The sequence below is a fragment of the Hafnia alvei genome (assembly GCF_900095695.1).
Classification (GTDB): domain Bacteria; phylum Pseudomonadota; class Gammaproteobacteria; order Enterobacterales; family Enterobacteriaceae; genus Hafnia; species Hafnia alvei_B.
Genome location: NZ_FMIQ01000006.1, coordinates 66,818 through 85,798, shown reverse-complemented (window position 1 = coordinate 85,798; position 18,981 = coordinate 66,818). Strand labels below are relative to the sequence as shown.

Sequence of the window (18,981 nt, the reverse complement as noted above, 5' to 3'; positions counted from 1 at the left end):
ATAAAAGCAGTTCCAATTATTATTTTATTAAATTAAAAATCAAATGTTCAATTTTCAACATATAATGCTTAACCGTGAATACGTGTTTTCTTTAACTCTTCATCCTTTGATTTTTCATGAACCCAGTGGCTAAACTTCTGCAAACTACGTAATCCTCGTTTGCCTTCTTTATAGGTTAAAATAAAGTGATTACCTGTACTCATCGGTAAATCACACGGGATCACCATATCGCCATTTTCAAGATCTTTATGAATCGCAAAGCGCGGCAGCAGCGCCACGCCTAAATTAGAACGCACCGCAGAAATCAGCATAGAGAGCAGATCGAAGCGAGGCCCCATGCGCACCTGCGGGCTACTCACGCCAGATAACGCAAACCAGTCGTGCCACGAATCTAGACGTGTAGTCTGATGTAATAGCCTATACTCATCCAGTAACTGGTCTGCGCGCATCACTTCTTTATCATCACGCCACAGCATTCGGCTACAGACCGGAACTAATTCCTCTTCAAATAAATGTTCATTTTCGGCCCAGGGGCTACAGAAGTCTTCTCGCATAATCACGGCGTCATAGCGTAGATTTAAAAAATCAGCCGGTGTGGTTAACGCAATTAAGTTAAGCACTATCTCTGGATTATTTTCATGAAAGTCACTGAGGTTAGGAATAAGCCAGTGCGTGCTAAACGTCGGCGTCACCGCTAATTCTAAAATCTGCTGGGTAGACTGATAAGACATAATACTTTGTGTATCACGCTCCATCTGCTCTAACGTATCTCTGACGAGGTCGAGATAATAACGGCCTGCGTCGTTAAGAAAAATGCGCTTACGCACATGATGGAATAAAGACACGTTAAGAAATTCTTCTAATGCGGTTATCTGACGGAATACCGCACTCTGTGTTAACGCTAATTTCTCTGCAGCACGCGTGTAGCTTTCATACTGAGCCACGGCTTCAAACGTCACTAATAGATCGGTCTTAGGAATTTTACAGCGCATTTTGATACACCCATTAATTCATAATTTAAAAATCAGTTACGTAACGGCGACGGCGGCAAAGTAAAACCACTGCTCGTTTGCTGGCCCATATCGCAATACATGGCGCAGGCGGCGCTAATCACTGACATAGCCACTGCGGCGCCGCTGCCTTCCCCCAAACGCAGATCCAGATATAAATACGGAACAAGGTCGAGATGCTTCAGCGCCACCCCTGCCCCTTTTTCAGCCGAAAAATGAGAGGGAATGCAGTAATCTCGCACCTGTGGCGCCAGACGGTACGCGGCAAGCGCCGACGCATAAGAGAGAAAACCATCCAGCACCACCGGTACTCCGGCGGCGGCGGCGCCAAGGATCACCCCGGTCATCCCGACTAAATCAAAGCCACCGATTTTAGCCAGCACATCTACGGCATCATCGGCACGCGGTTGATTAACGTCGATGGCCCGCCGCACAACGCTTTCTTTATGTGCCACTCGCGCCAGTGGAAGGTTCGCGCCGATACCGACGACGTCATGAGGGTCGGTGTCGGTCAGCACGCTGATCATGGCCGACGCCGGCGTGGTATTGGCAATGCCCAATTCGCCGACGCCAAAGATCGAGATCCCCTGCGCCACGCGCTCCTGCACCAGATTTGCGCTGGCTATCAACAACTGTTCTGCCTGCTGATAGCTCATTGCTGGCCCGCGAGCGATATTTCCACAGCCGCGCGCCAGCTTCAGCGAACGCAGATCGGCGATAGGATCGGCATCAATACCAATATCGATCGGCAGCACGTGCGTATTGCTACTTTTGGCCAGCGCGCACACCCCGGTAAGCCCCTTTTGCATGTTTCGAGCCTGGATCGCCGTGACATTTTTAGGCGTTACGGCAACCCCTTCCTCAAACACGCCGTGATCGGCGCACATCACGATAATCTCTTTGTTGAGATTGGCTAAATCCGCAATCCCCGACATGCCTGACAGCTGGATCGACAGCTGCTCCAAGCGCCCCAGACTTCCCGGTGGTTTGGCTAACGCATCCACATATCCCGCAGCCTGCGCCATTTTTCCCTGATCTAAGGGACGGATCATTTGAATAATAGAGTCCAATGTGTTCATGCTTTTTCTCGTTATGGTGGCGCATAAGGCGTAATACCGATTCGTTTAAAAGATCGAGATACACGGGTCTACCACACCGCGGGGCGGTTACGGAACACATCCATGTGTTCCTCCCTAAAGGGCAACGCTTCCGCGTTGTTCAACTTTGCTCCAGGCAAAGTTGTCGGCGGCTTACGCCGCTACGACCCCATCGGTGTGTTCCCCCTAAAATCGGGCTTAAGTGAACGACATTACGCATAAGGCGCAGGTTATTATCCGGTGTTGTGGTGGTGCTAAACCCAAAGCAGCGCTAACAGGAAAATCATTTCGCCCATCTCTTCTGCTGCGCCCAGCGTGTCTCCGGTTTGCCCACCGAGGTGATGGCGGAAATAACCCGCCAGCGCGTAAATAGCCACGAAAGTGATCGCCATCGCCGCCAGCGCCTGACGACCGCCCAGTATTGCCACCAGCAAACAGCCGATGACTAACGTCGTCGCTGCCTCAAAACGCGATATTTTACCGATATAAATATTGCCCATGCCGTCGCCTTGGCGGGCGTAGCGCTGCCCATACATCACCAATACCATCGCGGTTCGCCCCGCCACGCAGGCGCAGCTTAAAAAGCCGAATAATACCCATGGCGATGAATCGGAAAGCGACACCACCGCCAGCGTTTTCGTTACCACGCAGAAAATCAGCGCGAGGCCTCCGTAGGTTCCAAGCCGGCTATCTCGCATAATTTCCAGCATTCGCTCGCGTTGGCGGGCAGAGAAAATGCCATCGCAGGTGTCGGCTAATCCATCCAGATGAAAACCGCCGGTCAGCAACGTCAACGCAAACACGTAACCCAACGCGCCAATAAAAATACCGCCGCCTGATTGGCTGATAGCCAGCGAAACCGCAGCGGCTAGCATTCCCACCATCAGCCCCACGATGGGAAATGCTGGAACGCCACGCCCGTATTGCTGAAAATCTACCCCCTGCGCCCAGCGGCTTGGCACCGGCAAACGAGTAATGAATTGCACCGTGGCCCAGAACATCGTTAGCGTCATTAGATGTTGCTCCTGCAAGCCTGACTCATCGCTGTGGTTCCTGATGCTGGCGCATCAAGGCATAGATGCGGTCGATATCCAAATGCACCCGCATGTTGGATGCCAACGCGTCAAACTGCGTCTCTTTGTGATGCGCATAGTCAAAGTTTTCGCTGTCTAGCGGCGTCAGACCTTTTTTCTGCCTTAGCTGATTAAGCAGCGATCGGGTGAACCGATTTTGTTCAAACAGGCCATGCAAATAGCTGCCTGCTACGCTGCCATCGTGATTTAGCGCCCCGTCGAGCCACTGCTGCGCCTGACCATTCTTAACCTGCATATGCGCAAACGGACGGGCATTTTCACCCAGCGTGGAAACCCCCATATGGATTTCGTAGCCCGTCAGGGGTTGGTCACAGCATTGAGCTAACAGACCGTTAAGGTGGGAGCCTGAAACGCCAGCCACCTGCGCGGTTTTTTTACTCGGTTCAAAACAGGTATCCACGTCCAGCAAACCTAAACCGCACATATGGCTTAGGCCCGACTCCACCTCATCGAAAATCTGATTACCCAGCATTTGATAACCACCGCAGATCCCCATAATTGCGGTGCCTGCGCCGTGGGCTTTTTTAATCGCGCGATCCAGCCTTTTCGCTTTTAGCCAACTAAGATCGCCGAGCGTATTTTTGCTGCCCGGCAAGATAATCAGATCCGCGCCCATGATTTCCTGTGGGTCGACGGCGTAGCGCAGGCGCACATCTGGCTGCACCGAGAGCGGATTAAAATCGGTGAAGTTGGCGATGTGCGGAAACTGAATCACCACCACGTCGAGATCGGCTTCTTTGGCGGAGGAATATTTCCCGACCTGCAGCGCCACGCCGTCTTCATCTTCCAGATCCAGCGATAACCAAGGTAGAACGCCGAGAACCGGAACCTGAGTCAGCGCTTCAATTTGCTTAATGCCGGGCTGCAACAGCGTGATATCACCGCGAAATTTATTGATGATGACGCCAATAACTCGCGCCCTTTCTTCCGGTTTGAGCAACGCTAAGGTGCCATAAATAGAAGCAAATACTCCGCCACGGTCGATATCTGCCACCAGCAATACCGGTGCGCCAGCGGCCTCAGCCATGCCCATATTCACAATGTCTCGATCGCGCAGATTGATTTCTGCCGGGCTGCCCGCCCCTTCCAGCACCATGATGTCGGATTCGCTCGCCAGCTGTTGATAGACGGTTCGAATCTGCTGCTGTAGCTGAGGTTTATAGTGGTGGTATTCCACGGCATCCATGTGACAGGCGACTTTTCCCATCACAATAACCTGCGCTTTGCGATCGCTCGTCGGCTTGAGCAGCACCGGATTCATCCGTACATCGGGCGCAACTCCCGCCGCCTGCGCCTGAAAAATCTGCGCTCGGCCCATTTCATCGCCCTGCGCGGTAATCCCTGAATTCAACGCCATATTCTGCGATTTGAACGGTTTACAGCGATAGCCATCCTGCATAAAAATCCGGCAAAATCCGGCAACTAAAACGCTCTTTCCCACGTCGGAGGCGGTACCCTGAACCATGAGTGAAATGCTCATTCTTGTTTCTCCTTCCAGTGCCGCAGCACCGCAATCATTTCCTGTTCGGTTTTGCACAGCGGCAAACCCGCCTCGCAGTGCAGTTTCACCAGCCAAGGCTGTTCTAAACCCGCACTTTCCAGCAGCGTTTTATTCACCAAAACCTCCTGCGGCGAGCCGGAACTCAGCACTTCGCCATCCGATAGTAGGTACAGTCCGTCACAGATTTGATAGATGAGATCGATATCGTGGCTCGAAATAATGATGCGTTTGCCCTGCGCCACGATCTGCTCAATGATCTCCAACATCTTGCGTCGCCCCGACGGATCGAGTCCGGCAGTCGGTTCATCCAAGAGTAAATAGTCCGATTGCATGACCAGCGCTCCGGCAATTGCCACCCTTTTTTTCTGCCCGAAGCTCAAGCATTGAACCGGCGTATGGCGAAAATGTTGAGCGTCAACCAAGCGCAAAGCCCAGTCGGTACGGCGCTTAATCTCCGCTTCCTCAATACCCAGATTGCGCAGGCTGAAGGCAATATCATTTTCTACATCGCTGTAGAAAATCTGCTGGTCAGGATCTTGAAACACCGTCACCACGCTTTGGCGTAGCGCTCGAAGGCCCTTTTTGCTGTAGACCAACGGCTCATCGTCCCACCACACCTCGCCCTCTTGGGGCTGATAAATACCGGAGAGATTCATAAACAGCGTTGATTTTCCACTGCCGTTCGCGCCGATAATGCCGGTGACGTTGAAGTGGCTAAAATCTAACGTTAGGTGCTTTAAAACCGGCTTATCTTGATAGCTAAAACACAGCGTGCGCGTGGCTAATCCACCGTCGATATGAGGTTTGGTGTCCGTTTGCATACTCATAGATGAAAATCACCCTGATAAAGCTTGAGTTCGAGCGCCACAGACATTTGCTGGTAGCGGCTCAGCACGCGAGAAAACAGCATCGAAACCAGCATGGCCAAAGACCGATAGCTGCTTCCCAAAGAGCAGTAACCAAAGCGCAGCGTCTGAGCGTTGTGGATCGCCGCCGCCTCTTCAACAAAAATGAAAATGAACCGCCACGTCAGCAATATTTGTTCAATTAACAGATGCGGCACGCGGCAAAACTTCAGCAGCTTAATCAGCTGTTCAAACGGCATGTTCAACATGAACCAAAAGGTGGCGGCCAATGACGCGAGGCTGCGCCAGAACGTCTGATTAGCGGTCTGTATGCCTAAGGCATCAATTCCCCACCAATAGCCTGCGACCGGATACCCCCACAGCAGCGTTTCTGGATGCTGCGTCCCCGTTAGCACTATCGCGAGAACGCCTACGCACAGAAAACCAATGGGGATCAGCAGCCATTTCAGGTAGCGGAGCACGCTAATATGCAATAAATAGCAGGTCAGAACAGCCAGTCCACACAGCACGCCAATCTGCCCTAACGGCGGTAAAACCATGGCTAGTGCCATAAACACCACGTACATCGCGAACTTGATGCGCGGATCTTTATGGCACCAGCGGCTCTGATAGCTCAGAGTTTCAAGATTCAGCATTTTCGTTGCGGCCACGACGGTAATAGCCCAAGACGTAGAAGATCACCGCCGTTCCCAGACACCCTTGTAAGGTGAAAAGCAGGCTTTCAATCTCGCCGCTTGCCGGTTCATAAATCGACTCAAACCAAGGCTGATAGTGCGGGGCAATCTGTAAGATTTGTGCTTCGGCCTGATCGTCTGAGCCGCCATATTCCCCGCCGTGATCGATAAAAAACGGCATGATAAATAATGCAATCACCAACGCGATCAAGATGTATGTTCTCTTCATTGTGAGAAACTCCATGCGTGGACTAAGCGTCTTTTCACCAACTGGTCATAGATAAGAACGGTTAACAGGCCTTCAGCGATGGCAATCGGAACCTGCGTGAAGCAGAAGATCCCCATAAATTTCAATATCGCCGCCGTCATGCCTAGCTGCGGATCGGGGAACGCTACGCCTAACTGAATCGAAGTCACCGCGTAGGTCACAAGATCGGCAAAGAAGGCACAGAGGAAAACGCCCACGTCTTTGCGCAGCCCCGCTTTGCATGAAATTCGCCAGATGAGATATCCCACCATCGGGCCAATGACCGCCATCGACATGGCGTTTGCGCCCAGCGTGGTGACTCCGCCGTGTGCCAGCATCAGCGCTTGGAACAGCAGAACAATGGCGCCCATCACGGCAACCACCGACGGGCCAAATAGGATCACCGCCAGCGCAACGCCGGTTGGATGTGAGCAGCTGCCTGTAACAGAAGGGATTTTTAGCGCCGACAGCACAAAGATAAAGGCGCAGCACAGCGCCAACAGGACCTTTTGGTTACTGTCTTGTTGCACAATATGGCGTAGCCGAACTATTCCGGCCGCTAAAAATGGCAGGAAAATCAACCACCAGCCAATGGCCCACATCGGCGGTAAGAAGCCTTCCATGATGTGCATCGCGAACGCCTCTTGGGGCGCTAAAATCAACAACACCGCAATGACAAAGCCGGTTAGTGAAAATTTCTCTAAGCTCTTTTGCATGACTTACCTCGAAGCATTCCAATTTTTATTCACTAAGATGGTTGAAAAATAAGGCAGTTCGAGCTGTCGGTCGCACTCATCAAGGTGATACCAGCATTGCTGTGTGGGCAGCGTGGCGTCAGACATCATGATGGCGTGGTCGAGTAACCCCATTCGCCCGAGTAAAGTACGTATCGTGGTGAAGCGGCCATACACCTTCATCAGCACCACGCAGTCATGGGTGCGTAAAGCCTGTTCCAGCTCGTTTTCCGGCGACGTGCACGAGAGTACGGCCAGCGTTTGATTCTCCATCGCCAGCGGCATCGCGCTGCTGGCGGCAATCGCGGCGAAAGACGTCACGCCGGGAATAATCTCCAGCCACGGTTGGTGTCCAATACGCGCCAGCAGTGATACCCAGGTGCTAAAAAGCATGGCGTCGCCCAGCGTGATAAACCCAACCTGTTTGCCCTGCGCGACTTCTCGCTGCATGGCGTCGGCAACCCGATCCCAAACCGCCTCTTTTCGCGCCTGTTCGGCTTTCATCAGGAAGTGATAGGTGCGTATTTCGGTGTTTGGGGAGAGGTACTCGGCCACAATGCGGTGCGCTAAACTCTGCGCATCGGCTTTCCCTGCAGGGGTGTAGAGCACATCAAGCTGCGCAAGCGTGCGCGCCCCGCGAACGGTAATCAGATCGCTTGCGCCGGGGCCGACGCCGATGGCGTATAGCTTGCCGGTCATAACGCCACCGCCGCACAACGTTGCGTCAGTGCAACGGGCTGGTAGCGCCGCGCGTGCATAACCGAACTTATTGGTTTCATAAGAGATGTCCTTTTTTAGCGGGTGTCTGTTCATCTTGATAACAACCTGCGCCGCGCTAGATAACGTACCCGCGCGGCGTAATCATCAATCCATCACTCAGATAGGTTGACTGATTGCCGACGATCACCAGACTGGTCATATCCACCTGTGAGAAATCCATTTGGCTAAAGGTAGTGACCCATTTCTCCTGCTTTTTCCGTCCTGCTGCCTTCACGACCCCCACCGGAGTGGTATCCGTTTTCCACGGCGTCATCAGCTCAAAAGCCTTGGCGAGATGCCCCTCGCGCCCGTGGCTGCGGGGGTTATAGAAACAGATGACGAAATCGGCCTGCGCCGCGGCGATAATTCGTTTCTCAATCACCGGCCACGGGGTGAGTAAATCACTGAGGCTGATATGGCAAAAATCATGCATCAGCGGCGCTCCGAGCAGCGCGGCGCTGGCGATACTGGCCGTGATGCCGGAAACCACGCGCACTTGGACATTCCGGCGTTGTTTGCTGACAAGTTCCAAAATTAGACCCGCCATGCCATAAATGCCGGCATCACCGCTGCATACCATGGCAACATTTTTTCCCTGCTCGGCAAGATCGATAGCTATCTGGCAGCGTTCGATCTCTTTGCACATGCCGGTTTTGATCACCTCTTTGTCGGCGGTCCACTTTTTGACTAAATGGGTGTAGGTTTTGTACCCCACCACGATATCGGCCTCTTGCAAGGCAGCGATAGCTTCTTGGGTCATCATCGCTTCGCTGCCCGGACCTATGCCTATTACGCTCAACATGCCGTTGTTACTCCTGTCATCATGAGGATCATGCTGTTAAGCCTGACGATATTCGTGGCTGAAATCGGCATCGTAGAGTTTTGAATAGTGGAACTGGTCACCGAGAAAAGCGCCGACTAAGATCAGCGCCGTTTTGCCAATCCCGGCGTTATTGACCTTCTCTGAGATATCGGCCAGCGTGCCGCGCACGGTTTGGCTGTCTGCCCAAGTGGCTTTGTAGACCACCGCCACCGGCGTATCGAGGGGATAACCTCCCGCAAACAGCTGGCTGACAACGCCGCTAATGTTTTGCACAGAAAGGAAAATCGCCATCGACGTTTGGTGACGTGCAAAAGCCTGAAGCGTTTCCTTCGGCGGCATCGGCGTGCGCCCTTCAATGCGCGTGATAATCAGACTTTGCGCGATCTCGGGTACGGTATACTCCACGCCAAGCTGAGCGGCGGCGCCTAAAAATGAGCTGACGCCCGGCACTGAGACAAAGCCAACCCCGTGTTGGCTCAGCACCTCGCCCTGTTCACGAATAGATCCATACAAAGAGAGATCGCCGGTCTGTAAACGCACCACCAGCTTTCCGGCGCTAACGCCCGCCAGCATTAGGTTGGTTATTTGTTCTAAGGTGAGCCCTGCGCTGTCATGGCATTGTGCCTCGGCTGGGCAATATTCCAGCAGTTCGGTATTGATCAGAGATCCGGCATAAATCACCACCTGCGCCTGTTGCAACAGTCGGTAGCCTTTGAGGGTTATCAGCGATTTATCACCGGGTCCGGCACCAACAAACCATACTTTTTGGGTATCAAAACGTTCAGGCACAGCCCTTCTCCTTGCGGCAAGAAATGAGGTAAGAGAAATTATTTGGTTTGAAATAGTGACCTTGTCCCAGCGGCGTTAGCGTATTCACCTGAATCTCACGGCAATCGAGGTCTGCGACCGATCGCTGCTGCAGATAGGAAAGTGCCAGTGAGAGGTTTTCTAATAAAATGAAGCTCATCACTAAACGGCCATCCGGCGTTAAGCGCTCCAGCGCCCAGTCAATCAGCTCCCGCAGCATTCCGCCGCTGCCGCCAATGAAGACGGCATCAACCCTCTCGTTTAATGCCATCGGCGCGGTACCGGCCAAAATGCGCAGATTGCCGCAGCCAAAGCGTTGGCTATTTATCGCGATGAGATCCAGCGCATCCACGTTACGTTCAATGGCGATGACGTCTAGATCCGGATAACGTAGAGCGGCCTCTAAACTTATGCTGCCCGTTCCCGCGCCCACGTCGACAAAACGGCGAGCCTCAGCCAGCTCGAGCCTTTCTAGCGCGAGTAATCTCACCGCCTCTTTCGTCATTGGCACACCGCGCTCGCGGATAAATAATTCATCTTTCATCAACACGGCTCCTCATGGGTTCTCATGCCGTTACGTCTGCGGGGAAACGCCGTGAGAAGTCAGCCAAGATGTCATTGACGGGGCGATTTGCACCCAGCATAGGGTTGTCTAAAGAAAATAAGATGGCGTCACATACCGGGCGGTTATGCGAAAACCGCAACATCTCATCGATGCGTTGGCAGATTTTTTTGGCTATTAATTCAAAAACGTTTTGCCAACCGCGCTTGTTAATCAGGTCGATGGCGGCCTCTGTGGTGGCGCACTGCTCTACTGCGTACAGCAATTCAAAAGGCGCACCGAGCAATGCCAAATTGGCGATCAGCACTTCCCTACCGCAATCGGCAACGTGGCTATGGGTATGGAAAATACCCGCGGCTATCTTGACCAGCTTTCCGGCATAACCGACCAGAACCACATGGCGAAATCCCAGCCGCACACACTCTTGCAGCATGTAGCCAACGAAGTTGCTCATCACCACCGCGTGATGCCCACAGGCGGTGAGGTGTTCTGCAATCAAGCACTCTTCGTCATTGCTGGGAACTAAAATGATCTGCTCTAAGCCCTGGGCTCGTTTGGTCTCCAGCTCAATCGCCAGAGCGCGTTTCCAGCTCTCTTCCGACATCGGGTTTACACTATCGCTAGCGCCGATGATGGAAATTCCACCTTCGATCCCCAAATGCACGTTGTAGGTTTTGCACGCGCGCTTTTCCCCCTCTGGGGCAAAAATAACAATATCCGCACCTCGACCAGAGCCAATCACCTCACGAACCGCCAATTCAATCATTTGGCGCGACGTTTTGTGAATGGCCGCGGTTCCCACGTATAGCCCTAGCCCTGCGCGAGTGATGCGCCCAATGCCTTCACCGCCGTCAATCGTAATAACGCCGCTGTTGTTCAAACTGACCCGCGCATAGATCAGCATGTCGTGGGTGGCATCGATATCGTCACCACCGTCGGTGCATATTGCCGCTGTGGCTTGCTGTCCCTCGATCAAAGGATGCTCTACCGATAAGAACAGCGTGACGCCAGCGGATGTGGTAAGCGAAATTTGTTCAATAATCTGCTGACGCAGGATCATCAAAGCCGCGATACGTGCCGCCGCCGTGGCACATGACCCAGTGGTATAGCCTTTGTGCAAGGTTCTTCCTTTATGCCTCTCCATCATTGAATACCCTCGGCTTATCACGGTGCACAAACACCACTGGCTCATTTATATGTTTTATGTTTCGATTTTTTGGTTTCGACGTTTTCGCTTTACACCCTTTATTTTTATTTCGTCAAACACCCTGGTTGTATTTTCCATGTAAATAAAAGGTGGTAACAATTAATTAACTTAACATTTAATTTAACAAATTAGTTAAAAAACACGCTGACACACGCCAATAAAATTGCAGCGTAATATATATAGAAAGCGTATTTTTATTGCATATTAAGAGCCATTTAAATCTCGGTATTTAAAATACACACTTTCATATTTACAAACATAGCAATTGGTTTTTTTTGTGACCAGCATCTTAATAATAATTAAAGTTCATTAATTGCCACAAAAAATCAAAATTTATAAAACAAAAACATAGCCGAGGACATAGCAGATTTAAATACCCAGTTTGCAAAGTAATTACTTTACTCATAAAACCTTAAAAACTAAATGAACAGTAAATAAATTAACTATTAACTTCAACGAGATATAAACAAAAATCAAGAACCTCAAATAATATAAAGAGATCATTCCGTAAAATGATTAAATATTGCGAGCGGCGTCAAACATATATTTTTTTTAGTCATTAATAATAGCGTCGCATCAGTAAGACCCATGAAAATTTATATAATTATAAATCTAGCGGTAATTTTAATTACCCGAAACTTCAGCCATAAGTTTTAGCCATAAAGGTTTGTCTAATGAGGAAAGGAAAAGTTTTACTAGTGGGAGCTGGACCAGGAGATGCATCACTCATCACGGTTAAAGGATTAATCGCTATTCGTGAGGCTGACGTTATTGTCCACGATCGTTTAGTTAATCTTGATCTGATTGCGCAGGCTGCGTCGAATTGTCAAATTATTAACGTTGGGAAAAAACCTAATAATCATCCGATCCCTCAAGAGAATATCAACCAAATCCTCATTGATCATGCCCTCATGGGAAAAAATGTCGTTCGCCTAAAAGGGGGCGACCCGTATGTTTTTGGGCGCGGCGGCGAGGAAGCAGAAAGTCTGGCGCATTGTGGGATCCCTTTCGAGATTATTCCGGGGATCAGCTCGTCTATCGGCGGGTTAGCCTATGCAGGTATCCCCGTAACGCATCGTGACTATGCCTCCAGTTTTCACGTAGTGACGGGTCATATGTGTCAAGGCAACGAACCGCAAAATTGGCAGGCGCTGGCACAGTTGGAAGGCACGCTGATTGTGCTTATGGGGATGACCCGACAAGAGGAGATTTGCCAGTTGCTGATCGATGCCGGTAAATCTCCCGATACGCCTGCGGCGGCCGTTATGTACGCCAGCCAGCAGAAACAGCAGATGGCGAAAGGCACCTTAACCACCCTCAAGGATGAAATTCAGCGTAAAAATCTGCATGCACCTGCGTTACTGGTTATCGGCCAAGTGGTCAATCTCAGCGAAATTCTGTCATTTGCTTCCAGCCAAGTTGATATCAGCCAAGAATTATTGCTGCAGGCGGTATAGCCAACAACATCCGACGTGAAACTGGCAAAATAAAATCTGTTTAGCCTTGCGAACAGACTGTTAACCATCGGCATCAAGGTGTGATTTATGGCTGAAGCATCCTGTCCGGCCTCTTGTGGTGAACTACTGCAGGGGTGGATGGTGGGAGGGGAAAAGCTGATCTCCTGCCCTATCAACTGGTATAGCACCGTTTACGTGAATGAAGGAAAACCGGGTCCGCAAGAGCGCCCGCGAATGCGGCAAATGCTTCAGCAGGTATTGTCCTTTCTCGGTGAATCGCCACGGCTAGCTGAAAGTCTGCGCATTGAGTTTGACTCAACCATTCCAGTAGCCAAAGGTTTAGCGAGCAGCACCGCAGATATCGCCGCCACGGCAGTGGCTACTGCGCGTTTGCTTAACCGTTCGCTAAGCCCCGAACAGCTGGCTGTACTTTGTGTTGCCATTGAGCCAACGGACAGCACCATCTTTAAAAGCCTCACGCTTTTTGACCATCAGACAGCGCAAACCCAGCAGCATTTTCCGTGGCTGCCTACGCTGGATATTGTGCTGCTAGAAAGCCCGCAGCGCGTCATTACCGAAGAGTTTCACCGTAGAGATCGCCAGGCGCTGTTACTCAATCAGGCGCAAAATTTAGAAAATGCCCTGATCCAGTTTCACCTTGCCAACCATCGCCGCTGTTATTATCGCCTTGGCGAAGCAACCACGCTTAGTGCGATTGCCAGTGAATCTTTATTACCCAAACCTGAATTTAACCAGCTGCGCGATTTGGTCGAACATTGGGGACTTTATGGTTTGAATGTGGCCCACAGCGGGAGCATCGTTGGCTTACTCTGCGATCGGCGTAAACATGATATCGACAAAATAGTCAGTGCATTACAGCAGCGAAAAATAGCTGAAAGCTACCCGAGAATTCATGTCGTTAAAACCGTTGCCGGTGGCGTACTTTAGCGACGATATCTAAATAGCAAGTGACTGCATCTCATTTATACCCTTCATTCTTTAAATGAAGTGGTTAAATTTAGGTGTTATTTAAACAGGAATGATCTCTGGTTTAAAATTTCACGCAGTATGGTCTTATCAGTATTGCGAGGTGACGCATTGATAATTATCAATGGTATTTATTCACGGGTGGCAAATTTACGCTTACCTTTTTAATTTTCTTATTTTTTTGAAATTATAAAAACACCCCATAAATATGACAAAGGTCACACTCCACTAAATACTAAGTAGATCACAAAAATGGATAATCATTTAGCACCCTAGCGGGGGGTTATGTATTTTCACAAAAAGCAATAAACACATAACACCATGTTATTGAACGATTTTATTTAATTTTTTTATTTTTAAATAATAATTTATTTATTTTTCAAGAACTCCTGACGAGATATCAATTGTGTTTGATTGGCGCAAAAAGCACATTGTAATGAACAAATATTCAGCGGTTTTTTTTGAATTTTTATCGTCGCGTTATCGCCAACACTTTATATGCAGCATGTCACAAAAAATAACCTCTGGTGAGTTTCAATCATGATTTTGATCATGGCATTAACTTTCCAGTCACCAAGCTAAATATGGACCGTTATCTAAATAGAGGGCTTATTAACATGCAAAATCCAACAATTGTTATTGGCGTCATCGGTGCTGATTGCCATGCTGTTGGTAACAAAGTATTAGATCGCGTATTCACCATGCACGATTTCAACGTCATTAATCTCGGCGTGATGGTTAGCCAAGATGAGTATATTGATGCGGCCATTGAAACCGGCGCGCAGGCTATCGTCGTTTCCTCTATTTATGGGCACGGTGAAGTGGACTGCATCGGCATGCGGGAAAACTGCATCGAGCGCGGCATCGGCGACATTCTGCTCTATGTGGGCGGTAATCTGGTTATCGGTAAACATGACTTTTGCGATATCGAAGCCAAGTTTAAAGGGATGGGCTTTAACCGGGTCTTCGCCCCTGATACGGATCTGGAGCTGGTTTGCTCGCTGATGAGAAAAGACATTGAGCCCGTCATGCAAAACGAACGTGTTGCAGAGGGCGTGCAATGATCAACGTCTCTATCGATATCGGCTCCACGTGGACGAAAGGAGCAGTGTTCGAGGTGGGAGATAATGACCATATTGAAGTCAAGAACTGTGCATTATCTCCAACAACACCGCACCATCTGGCTGAGGGATTTTTTACCGTTCTGAATAAAATCCTCAACGTTGACGATGCACGTCCGCTCTTGGCGTCGGGAAAAATCAAACTCGATTATTCCTCGTCGGCCAAAGGTGGACTGGCCGTTGCCGCCATCGGTCTGGTGCCCAGCATTACGTTAGAGTCGGCGAAGGTCACGGCGCATTCTGCCGGAGCAAAGGTTTCACAGCATTTTGCTTATAACCTGAACAAAGCAGATCTGCGTGCTTTAGAGACCACGCCGCCCGATATTTTGCTGTTTACCGGAGGCACCGACGGCGGTGACTGCGTGCATGGTTTAGCTAACGCCAAGCTGTTGGCCAAATCTAATCTCGAATGCGCCATTATTTATGCGGGTAATCGCGACCTGCAAGATGAGATTCAAGATCTGCTCGGCGATAAGGATTTAACCATCGTCGATAACGTTTTACCAAGCCTGGATAACCCGAGTCCATTGGGTGCTCGCAGCGCTATTTGCGATATTTTCCTGCATAAAATCGTTAAGGGTAAAGGGCTAGACGTCATTGTCGAGCAAACCGGCGAAGAACCTTTACCGACCCCCTACTCCGTTTTCGAACTGGTGGAGCAGATCCGCCGGCACGTCGTGGGATGGGAAACCTTCATGCTTCTCGATATGGGCGGCGCCACGACCGATATTTACTCGGCGAACCAGAACAGTCTGGCACCGGATACCGTTATGCATGGGCTACCAGAGCCCATCGTCAAACGCACGGTAGAAGGCGATCTGGGGATGCGAGTTTCAGCCATCACGGCAGGTGAAACCGGAGCACCGCTGATTGCTCATTATTTTTCTCATCAAGAAAGCAAAATTGCGGCCTTTCATCATTACCTGAAGCATCTGGTGGCTCATCCGGGCTATCTGCCACGTACCGATGAAGAACGCGTCTTTGATCAACTGCTGGCGGGGATCTGTGTGGGTTATGCAGCCGAACGCCACGCGGGCAAAAAAGTACAGGTCTGCACCTGCGCCGGAAATGTCGACCTGCAAGTGGGCCGAGATCTCAATCCGATCAGAAAAGTGATCGGCACCGGTGGCTGGCTCTCGCGCGCCAATGATTTTGATATTCACCACTGGTTGAAATATCGCGATCTGGACGACAACGGCAAGCAAGTGCTGCTGCCTAGTCAGTTTGAATATTACCGAGATACACAGGGTTTACTTCCGCTACTCGCCAATGTCGCTCGTCGCTTTCCTAAAGCTGCCGCCCAGACTAGCGTTCGTATTTTGAACAAGTAAAAATTGGAGTCATGATGGAACTTCGAAACAAAAAAATTACGTTAGACGATTTTATGACCGAGCGTGCCGGTGTTTTACAAACTTGGCATACCGGAAAGGATGTTGAAAAATTTGAGGACTGCGTCAAATACCAGCAAACAATTCCTGAATCCAAAAACTTTGCCAAGGCACTGTTTGAAGCCGACAACCAAGGTATTACGCTCAGCCAGCCACGTGCGGGGGTGGCGTTAATTGAAGAGCATATTGCGCTGCTCAAAACGCTGCAAAAAGACTGCGATCTGCTGCCCACCACGATTGATGCTTATACCCGTCTGAATCGTTATGAAGAAGCCGCCATCGGCATTCAGAAATCCATTGAAGCAGGAACGTCAAAGCTTAACGGTCTGCCGGTCGTCAACCACGGCGTAAAAGCCTGCCGCGGCATTACCGAATCACTCGACAAGCCCCTGCAGATCCGTCATGGCACGCCCGATGCTCGCCTGTTAGCCGAGATTGCGATGGCCAGCGGATTTACCAGCTACGAAGGCGGCGGTATCTCCTACAACATTCCGTACGCTAAGCGCGTCACGCTCGAAAAATCCATCCGTGATTGGCAGTACTGCGACCGCTTGATCGGCGTGTATGAAGAGCACGGTATTCGGATCAACCGAGAGCCTTTCGGCCCACTGACCGGCACGCTGATCCCACCGTTTGTTTCCCATGCGGTGGCCATCATTGAAGGGCTGCTCGCGCTGGAGCAAGGCGTTCGCTCTATTACCGTCGGCTACGGTCAGGTCGGTAACATCGTGCAAGACATTGCCGCCATTAAATCACTGCGCGATCTGTCTCATGAATATTTCCGTGCCAACGGCTATGAGAATTATGAGCTGAGCACCGTTTTCCATCAGTGGATGGGCGGTTTCCCTGAGGATGAGTCCCGCGCATTCGCGGTTATCTCGTGGGGTGCTGCGGTTGCCGGTATGGCTGGCGCCACTAAGGTGATTACCAAGAGCCCGCATGAGGCTTATGGCATTCCAACCGCAGAAGCTAATGGGCAAGGGCTACGCGCCTCTAATCAGATGCTGAATATGGTTCGCGATCAGAAATTCCCGCCGTGCCTAGAAGTCGATCGCGAAGTGGAGCTTATCAAGCGTGAAGTGCGTGCCGTGATGAACAAAGTGCTGGAGCTGGGCAATGGCGACATCGCAATCGGCACCGTACGCGCCTTTGAAGCCGGTGTACTGGATGTGCCGTTTGCGCCAGCCACCTGCAACTCAGGAAAAATGCTGCCGATCCGCGACAACAACGGGGCGATCCGCGTATTCGATCCGGGCTCAGTGCCGTTGCCTAAAGACGTTTTGACGCTGCACCACGACTTTGTTGCCGAACGCGCCAAGGAAGAAGGCCGCGAGCCCTCTTTCCAAATGATCATTGATGATATTAACGCTGTATCCCATAGCAAATTAATAGGAAGACCATAATGAAAATCAAACACGCACTCTTTACCGCTGGCAATTCATCCTTCTATTTTGACGATCAGCAGGCGATTAAAAATGGCGCTCAGTTAGATGGGTTTATCTATAAAGGGAAGCCGGTCACGCCAGGATTTACCTCGATCCGTCAGGCCGGTGAATGCGTTTCTATCCAATTAATTTTAGAAAATGGCGCGGTGGCCGTGGGTGACTGTGCGGCGGTGCAATACTCTGGCGCTGGCGGTCGCGATCCGCTGTTTGTGGCTGCCAACTTTGTTCCGTTCTTGGAAAAACACATTAAGCCGCTGCTTGAAGGCCGCAGCGTAGATGAGTTTTTGCTTAACGCCCGCTTCTTTGACGACGTGACCATTGAAGGCAAACAGCTGCATACGGCGATCCGCTATGGTCTGTCACAGGCGTTACTGGACGCAACCGCGTTAGCCACCGGTCGTTTAAAAGCCGAAGTTGTCTGCGACGAATGGCATCTGCCGGTGATCGCCAAATCTATCCCTCTGTTTGGCCAGAGCGGTGACGATCGCTACATCGCCGTCGACAAAATGATCGTGAAAGGCGTTGACGTGCTGCCTCACGGCCTGATTAACAACGTGGATGAAAAACTGGGCCGCAACGGTGAGAAGCTGCGTGAGTATGTGAGCTGGCTGGCAAAGCGCATTGCCGATCTGCGCGTCGATCCTAACTATAAACCGAATCTGCATATTGACGTTTACGGCACCATCGGTCTGATTTTTGATAAAGATCCGATCCGCTGTGCGGAATATATTGCCAGCCTGCAAGAGCAAGCGGGCGATCTGGAACTGTACATTGAAGGTCCAGTTGACGCCGGTAACAAACCCGATCAGATCCGTCTGTTAACCGAGATCACCCATCACCTTAAAAAGCTGGGCTCTAAGGTCAAAATCGTGGCTGATGAATGGTGCAATACCTATCAGGACATCATCGATTTTACCGACGCCGGCAGCTGCCATATGGTTCAGATTAAAACGCCAGATCTGGGCAGTATCCATAACATCGTCGACGCCGTTCTTTACTGTAATAAAAAAGGCATGGAGGCTTATCAGGGCGGTACCTGTAACGAAACCGACGTTAGCGCCCGCACCTGTGTGCACGTTGCCATCGCCTCGCGCCCAATGCGTATGCTGATCAAGCCGGGGATGGGCTTTGATGAAGGGATGAATATCGTATTTAACGAGATGTCGCGTACTCTCGCTCAGTTGAATACAAAGGCGAACTAA

General features: G+C 50.7%; 20 protein-coding genes. 7 read left to right on the top strand and 13 right to left on the bottom strand.

Annotation, left to right across the window (positions count from 1 at the left end; genetic code table 11):
- Nucleotides 1–68: 68 nt before the first annotated feature.
- Together BN1044_RS01855 and cobT are read right to left on the bottom strand one after the other, a co-directional pair.
- A complete protein-coding gene (locus BN1044_RS01855; RefSeq protein ID WP_072307318.1) occupies nucleotides 69–992 on the bottom strand; it encodes a LysR substrate-binding domain-containing protein in 924 nt (307 codons plus the stop codon).
- A 32-nt stretch (nucleotides 993–1,024) separates the two neighbouring features.
- A complete protein-coding gene (cobT, locus tag BN1044_RS01850) occupies nucleotides 1,025–2,089 on the bottom strand; it encodes a nicotinate-nucleotide--dimethylbenzimidazole phosphoribosyltransferase (protein WP_072307317.1) in 1,065 nt (354 codons plus the stop codon).
- A gap of 102 nt (nucleotides 2,090–2,191) precedes the next feature.
- Between cobT and BN1044_RS23520 the strand changes: the two genes are divergently transcribed.
- Nucleotides 2,192–2,329 carry a hypothetical protein gene (locus BN1044_RS23520; RefSeq protein ID WP_168780339.1) on the top strand — a complete coding sequence of 46 codons (138 nt, stop codon included), beginning with the start codon at nucleotides 2,192–2,194 and terminating at the stop codon, nucleotides 2,327–2,329.
- Between the two features lie 32 nt (nucleotides 2,330–2,361).
- Here BN1044_RS23520 and cobS read toward each other — a convergent pair whose 3' ends face one another.
- The 11 genes from cobS to cbiD form a co-directional block, all read right to left on the bottom strand.
- The gene (cobS, locus tag BN1044_RS01845; protein ID WP_072307316.1) at nucleotides 2,362–3,120 is read right to left on the bottom strand and encodes an adenosylcobinamide-GDP ribazoletransferase; all 759 of its coding nucleotides are present in this window, start codon (nucleotides 3,118–3,120) and stop codon (nucleotides 2,362–2,364) included.
- Between the two features lie 25 nt (nucleotides 3,121–3,145).
- Nucleotides 3,146–4,681, bottom strand: coding sequence for a cobyric acid synthase (locus BN1044_RS01840; protein ID WP_072307315.1), 1,536 nt, complete (start codon nucleotides 4,679–4,681; stop codon nucleotides 3,146–3,148).
- Nucleotides 4,678–5,523 (bottom strand): ATP-binding cassette domain-containing protein, encoded by an 846-nt coding sequence (locus BN1044_RS01835; protein WP_072307608.1) that lies wholly within the window; start codon nucleotides 5,521–5,523, stop codon nucleotides 4,678–4,680. The genes BN1044_RS01840 and BN1044_RS01835 overlap by 4 nt, the downstream gene beginning before the upstream one ends.
- 2 nt (nucleotides 5,524–5,525) lie before the next feature.
- Nucleotides 5,526–6,203 (bottom strand): energy-coupling factor ABC transporter transmembrane protein, encoded by a 678-nt coding sequence (locus BN1044_RS01830; RefSeq protein WP_072307314.1) that lies wholly within the window; start codon nucleotides 6,201–6,203, stop codon nucleotides 5,526–5,528.
- On the bottom strand, nucleotides 6,190–6,471 hold the full coding sequence (locus tag BN1044_RS01825) for an energy-coupling factor ABC transporter substrate-binding protein (RefSeq protein WP_072307313.1): 282 nt from the start codon (nucleotides 6,469–6,471) through the stop codon (nucleotides 6,190–6,192). Before BN1044_RS01825 ends, BN1044_RS01830 begins: the two co-directional genes overlap by 14 nt.
- Nucleotides 6,468–7,205 carry a cobalt ECF transporter S component CbiM gene (gene cbiM, locus BN1044_RS01820; protein WP_072307312.1) on the bottom strand — a complete coding sequence of 246 codons (738 nt, stop codon included), beginning with the start codon at nucleotides 7,203–7,205 and terminating at the stop codon, nucleotides 6,468–6,470. The genes BN1044_RS01825 and cbiM overlap by 4 nt, the downstream gene beginning before the upstream one ends.
- Before the next feature lie 3 nt (nucleotides 7,206–7,208).
- On the bottom strand, nucleotides 7,209–7,922 hold the full coding sequence (locus tag BN1044_RS01815) for a cobalt-factor II C(20)-methyltransferase (protein WP_072307607.1): 714 nt from the start codon (nucleotides 7,920–7,922) through the stop codon (nucleotides 7,209–7,211).
- 136 nt (nucleotides 7,923–8,058) lie between these two features.
- The gene (locus BN1044_RS01810; protein WP_072307311.1) at nucleotides 8,059–8,784 is read right to left on the bottom strand and encodes a precorrin-3B C(17)-methyltransferase; all 726 of its coding nucleotides are present in this window, start codon (nucleotides 8,782–8,784) and stop codon (nucleotides 8,059–8,061) included.
- A 36-nt stretch (nucleotides 8,785–8,820) separates the two neighbouring features.
- The gene (locus tag BN1044_RS01805) at nucleotides 8,821–9,594 is read right to left on the bottom strand and encodes a cobalt-precorrin-4 methyltransferase (RefSeq protein WP_072307310.1); all 774 of its coding nucleotides are present in this window, start codon (nucleotides 9,592–9,594) and stop codon (nucleotides 8,821–8,823) included.
- Nucleotides 9,587–10,156, bottom strand: a complete 570-nt coding sequence (locus BN1044_RS01800; protein ID WP_072307309.1) for a decarboxylating cobalt-precorrin-6B (C(15))-methyltransferase — start codon at nucleotides 10,154–10,156, stop codon at nucleotides 9,587–9,589. Before BN1044_RS01800 ends, BN1044_RS01805 begins: the two co-directional genes overlap by 8 nt.
- Before the next feature lie 22 nt (nucleotides 10,157–10,178).
- A complete protein-coding gene (gene cbiD, locus BN1044_RS01795) occupies nucleotides 10,179–11,321 on the bottom strand; it encodes a cobalt-precorrin-5B (C(1))-methyltransferase CbiD (RefSeq protein WP_168780340.1) in 1,143 nt (380 codons plus the stop codon).
- A 734-nt stretch (nucleotides 11,322–12,055) separates the two neighbouring features.
- Between cbiD and cobA the strand changes: the two genes are divergently transcribed.
- The 6 genes from cobA (at nucleotide 12,056) to BN1044_RS01765 (ending at nucleotide 18,981) form a co-directional block, all read left to right on the top strand.
- Nucleotides 12,056–12,838 (top strand): uroporphyrinogen-III C-methyltransferase, encoded by a 783-nt coding sequence (cobA, locus tag BN1044_RS01790; RefSeq protein ID WP_072307307.1) that lies wholly within the window; start codon nucleotides 12,056–12,058, stop codon nucleotides 12,836–12,838.
- An 87-nt stretch (nucleotides 12,839–12,925) separates the two neighbouring features.
- The gene (locus tag BN1044_RS01785; RefSeq protein ID WP_072307306.1) at nucleotides 12,926–13,786 is read left to right on the top strand and encodes a GHMP family kinase ATP-binding protein; all 861 of its coding nucleotides are present in this window, start codon (nucleotides 12,926–12,928) and stop codon (nucleotides 13,784–13,786) included.
- Nucleotides 13,787–14,442: 656 nt separating this feature from the next.
- Nucleotides 14,443–14,889: a methylaspartate mutase subunit S gene (glmS, locus tag BN1044_RS01780; RefSeq protein ID WP_046360770.1), complete on the top strand. Its 447-nt coding sequence runs from the start codon at nucleotides 14,443–14,445 to the stop codon at nucleotides 14,887–14,889.
- Nucleotides 14,886–16,277 (top strand): methylaspartate mutase accessory protein GlmL, encoded by a 1,392-nt coding sequence (gene glmL / locus BN1044_RS01775; RefSeq protein ID WP_072307305.1) that lies wholly within the window; start codon nucleotides 14,886–14,888, stop codon nucleotides 16,275–16,277. Before glmS ends, glmL begins: the two co-directional genes overlap by 4 nt.
- A gap of 14 nt (nucleotides 16,278–16,291) precedes the next feature.
- Nucleotides 16,292–17,737, top strand: a complete 1,446-nt coding sequence (locus BN1044_RS01770; RefSeq protein WP_072307304.1) for a methylaspartate mutase subunit E — start codon at nucleotides 16,292–16,294, stop codon at nucleotides 17,735–17,737.
- Nucleotides 17,737–18,981 (top strand): methylaspartate ammonia-lyase, encoded by a 1,245-nt coding sequence (locus BN1044_RS01765; protein ID WP_072307303.1) that lies wholly within the window; start codon nucleotides 17,737–17,739, stop codon nucleotides 18,979–18,981. Before BN1044_RS01770 ends, BN1044_RS01765 begins: the two co-directional genes overlap by 1 nt.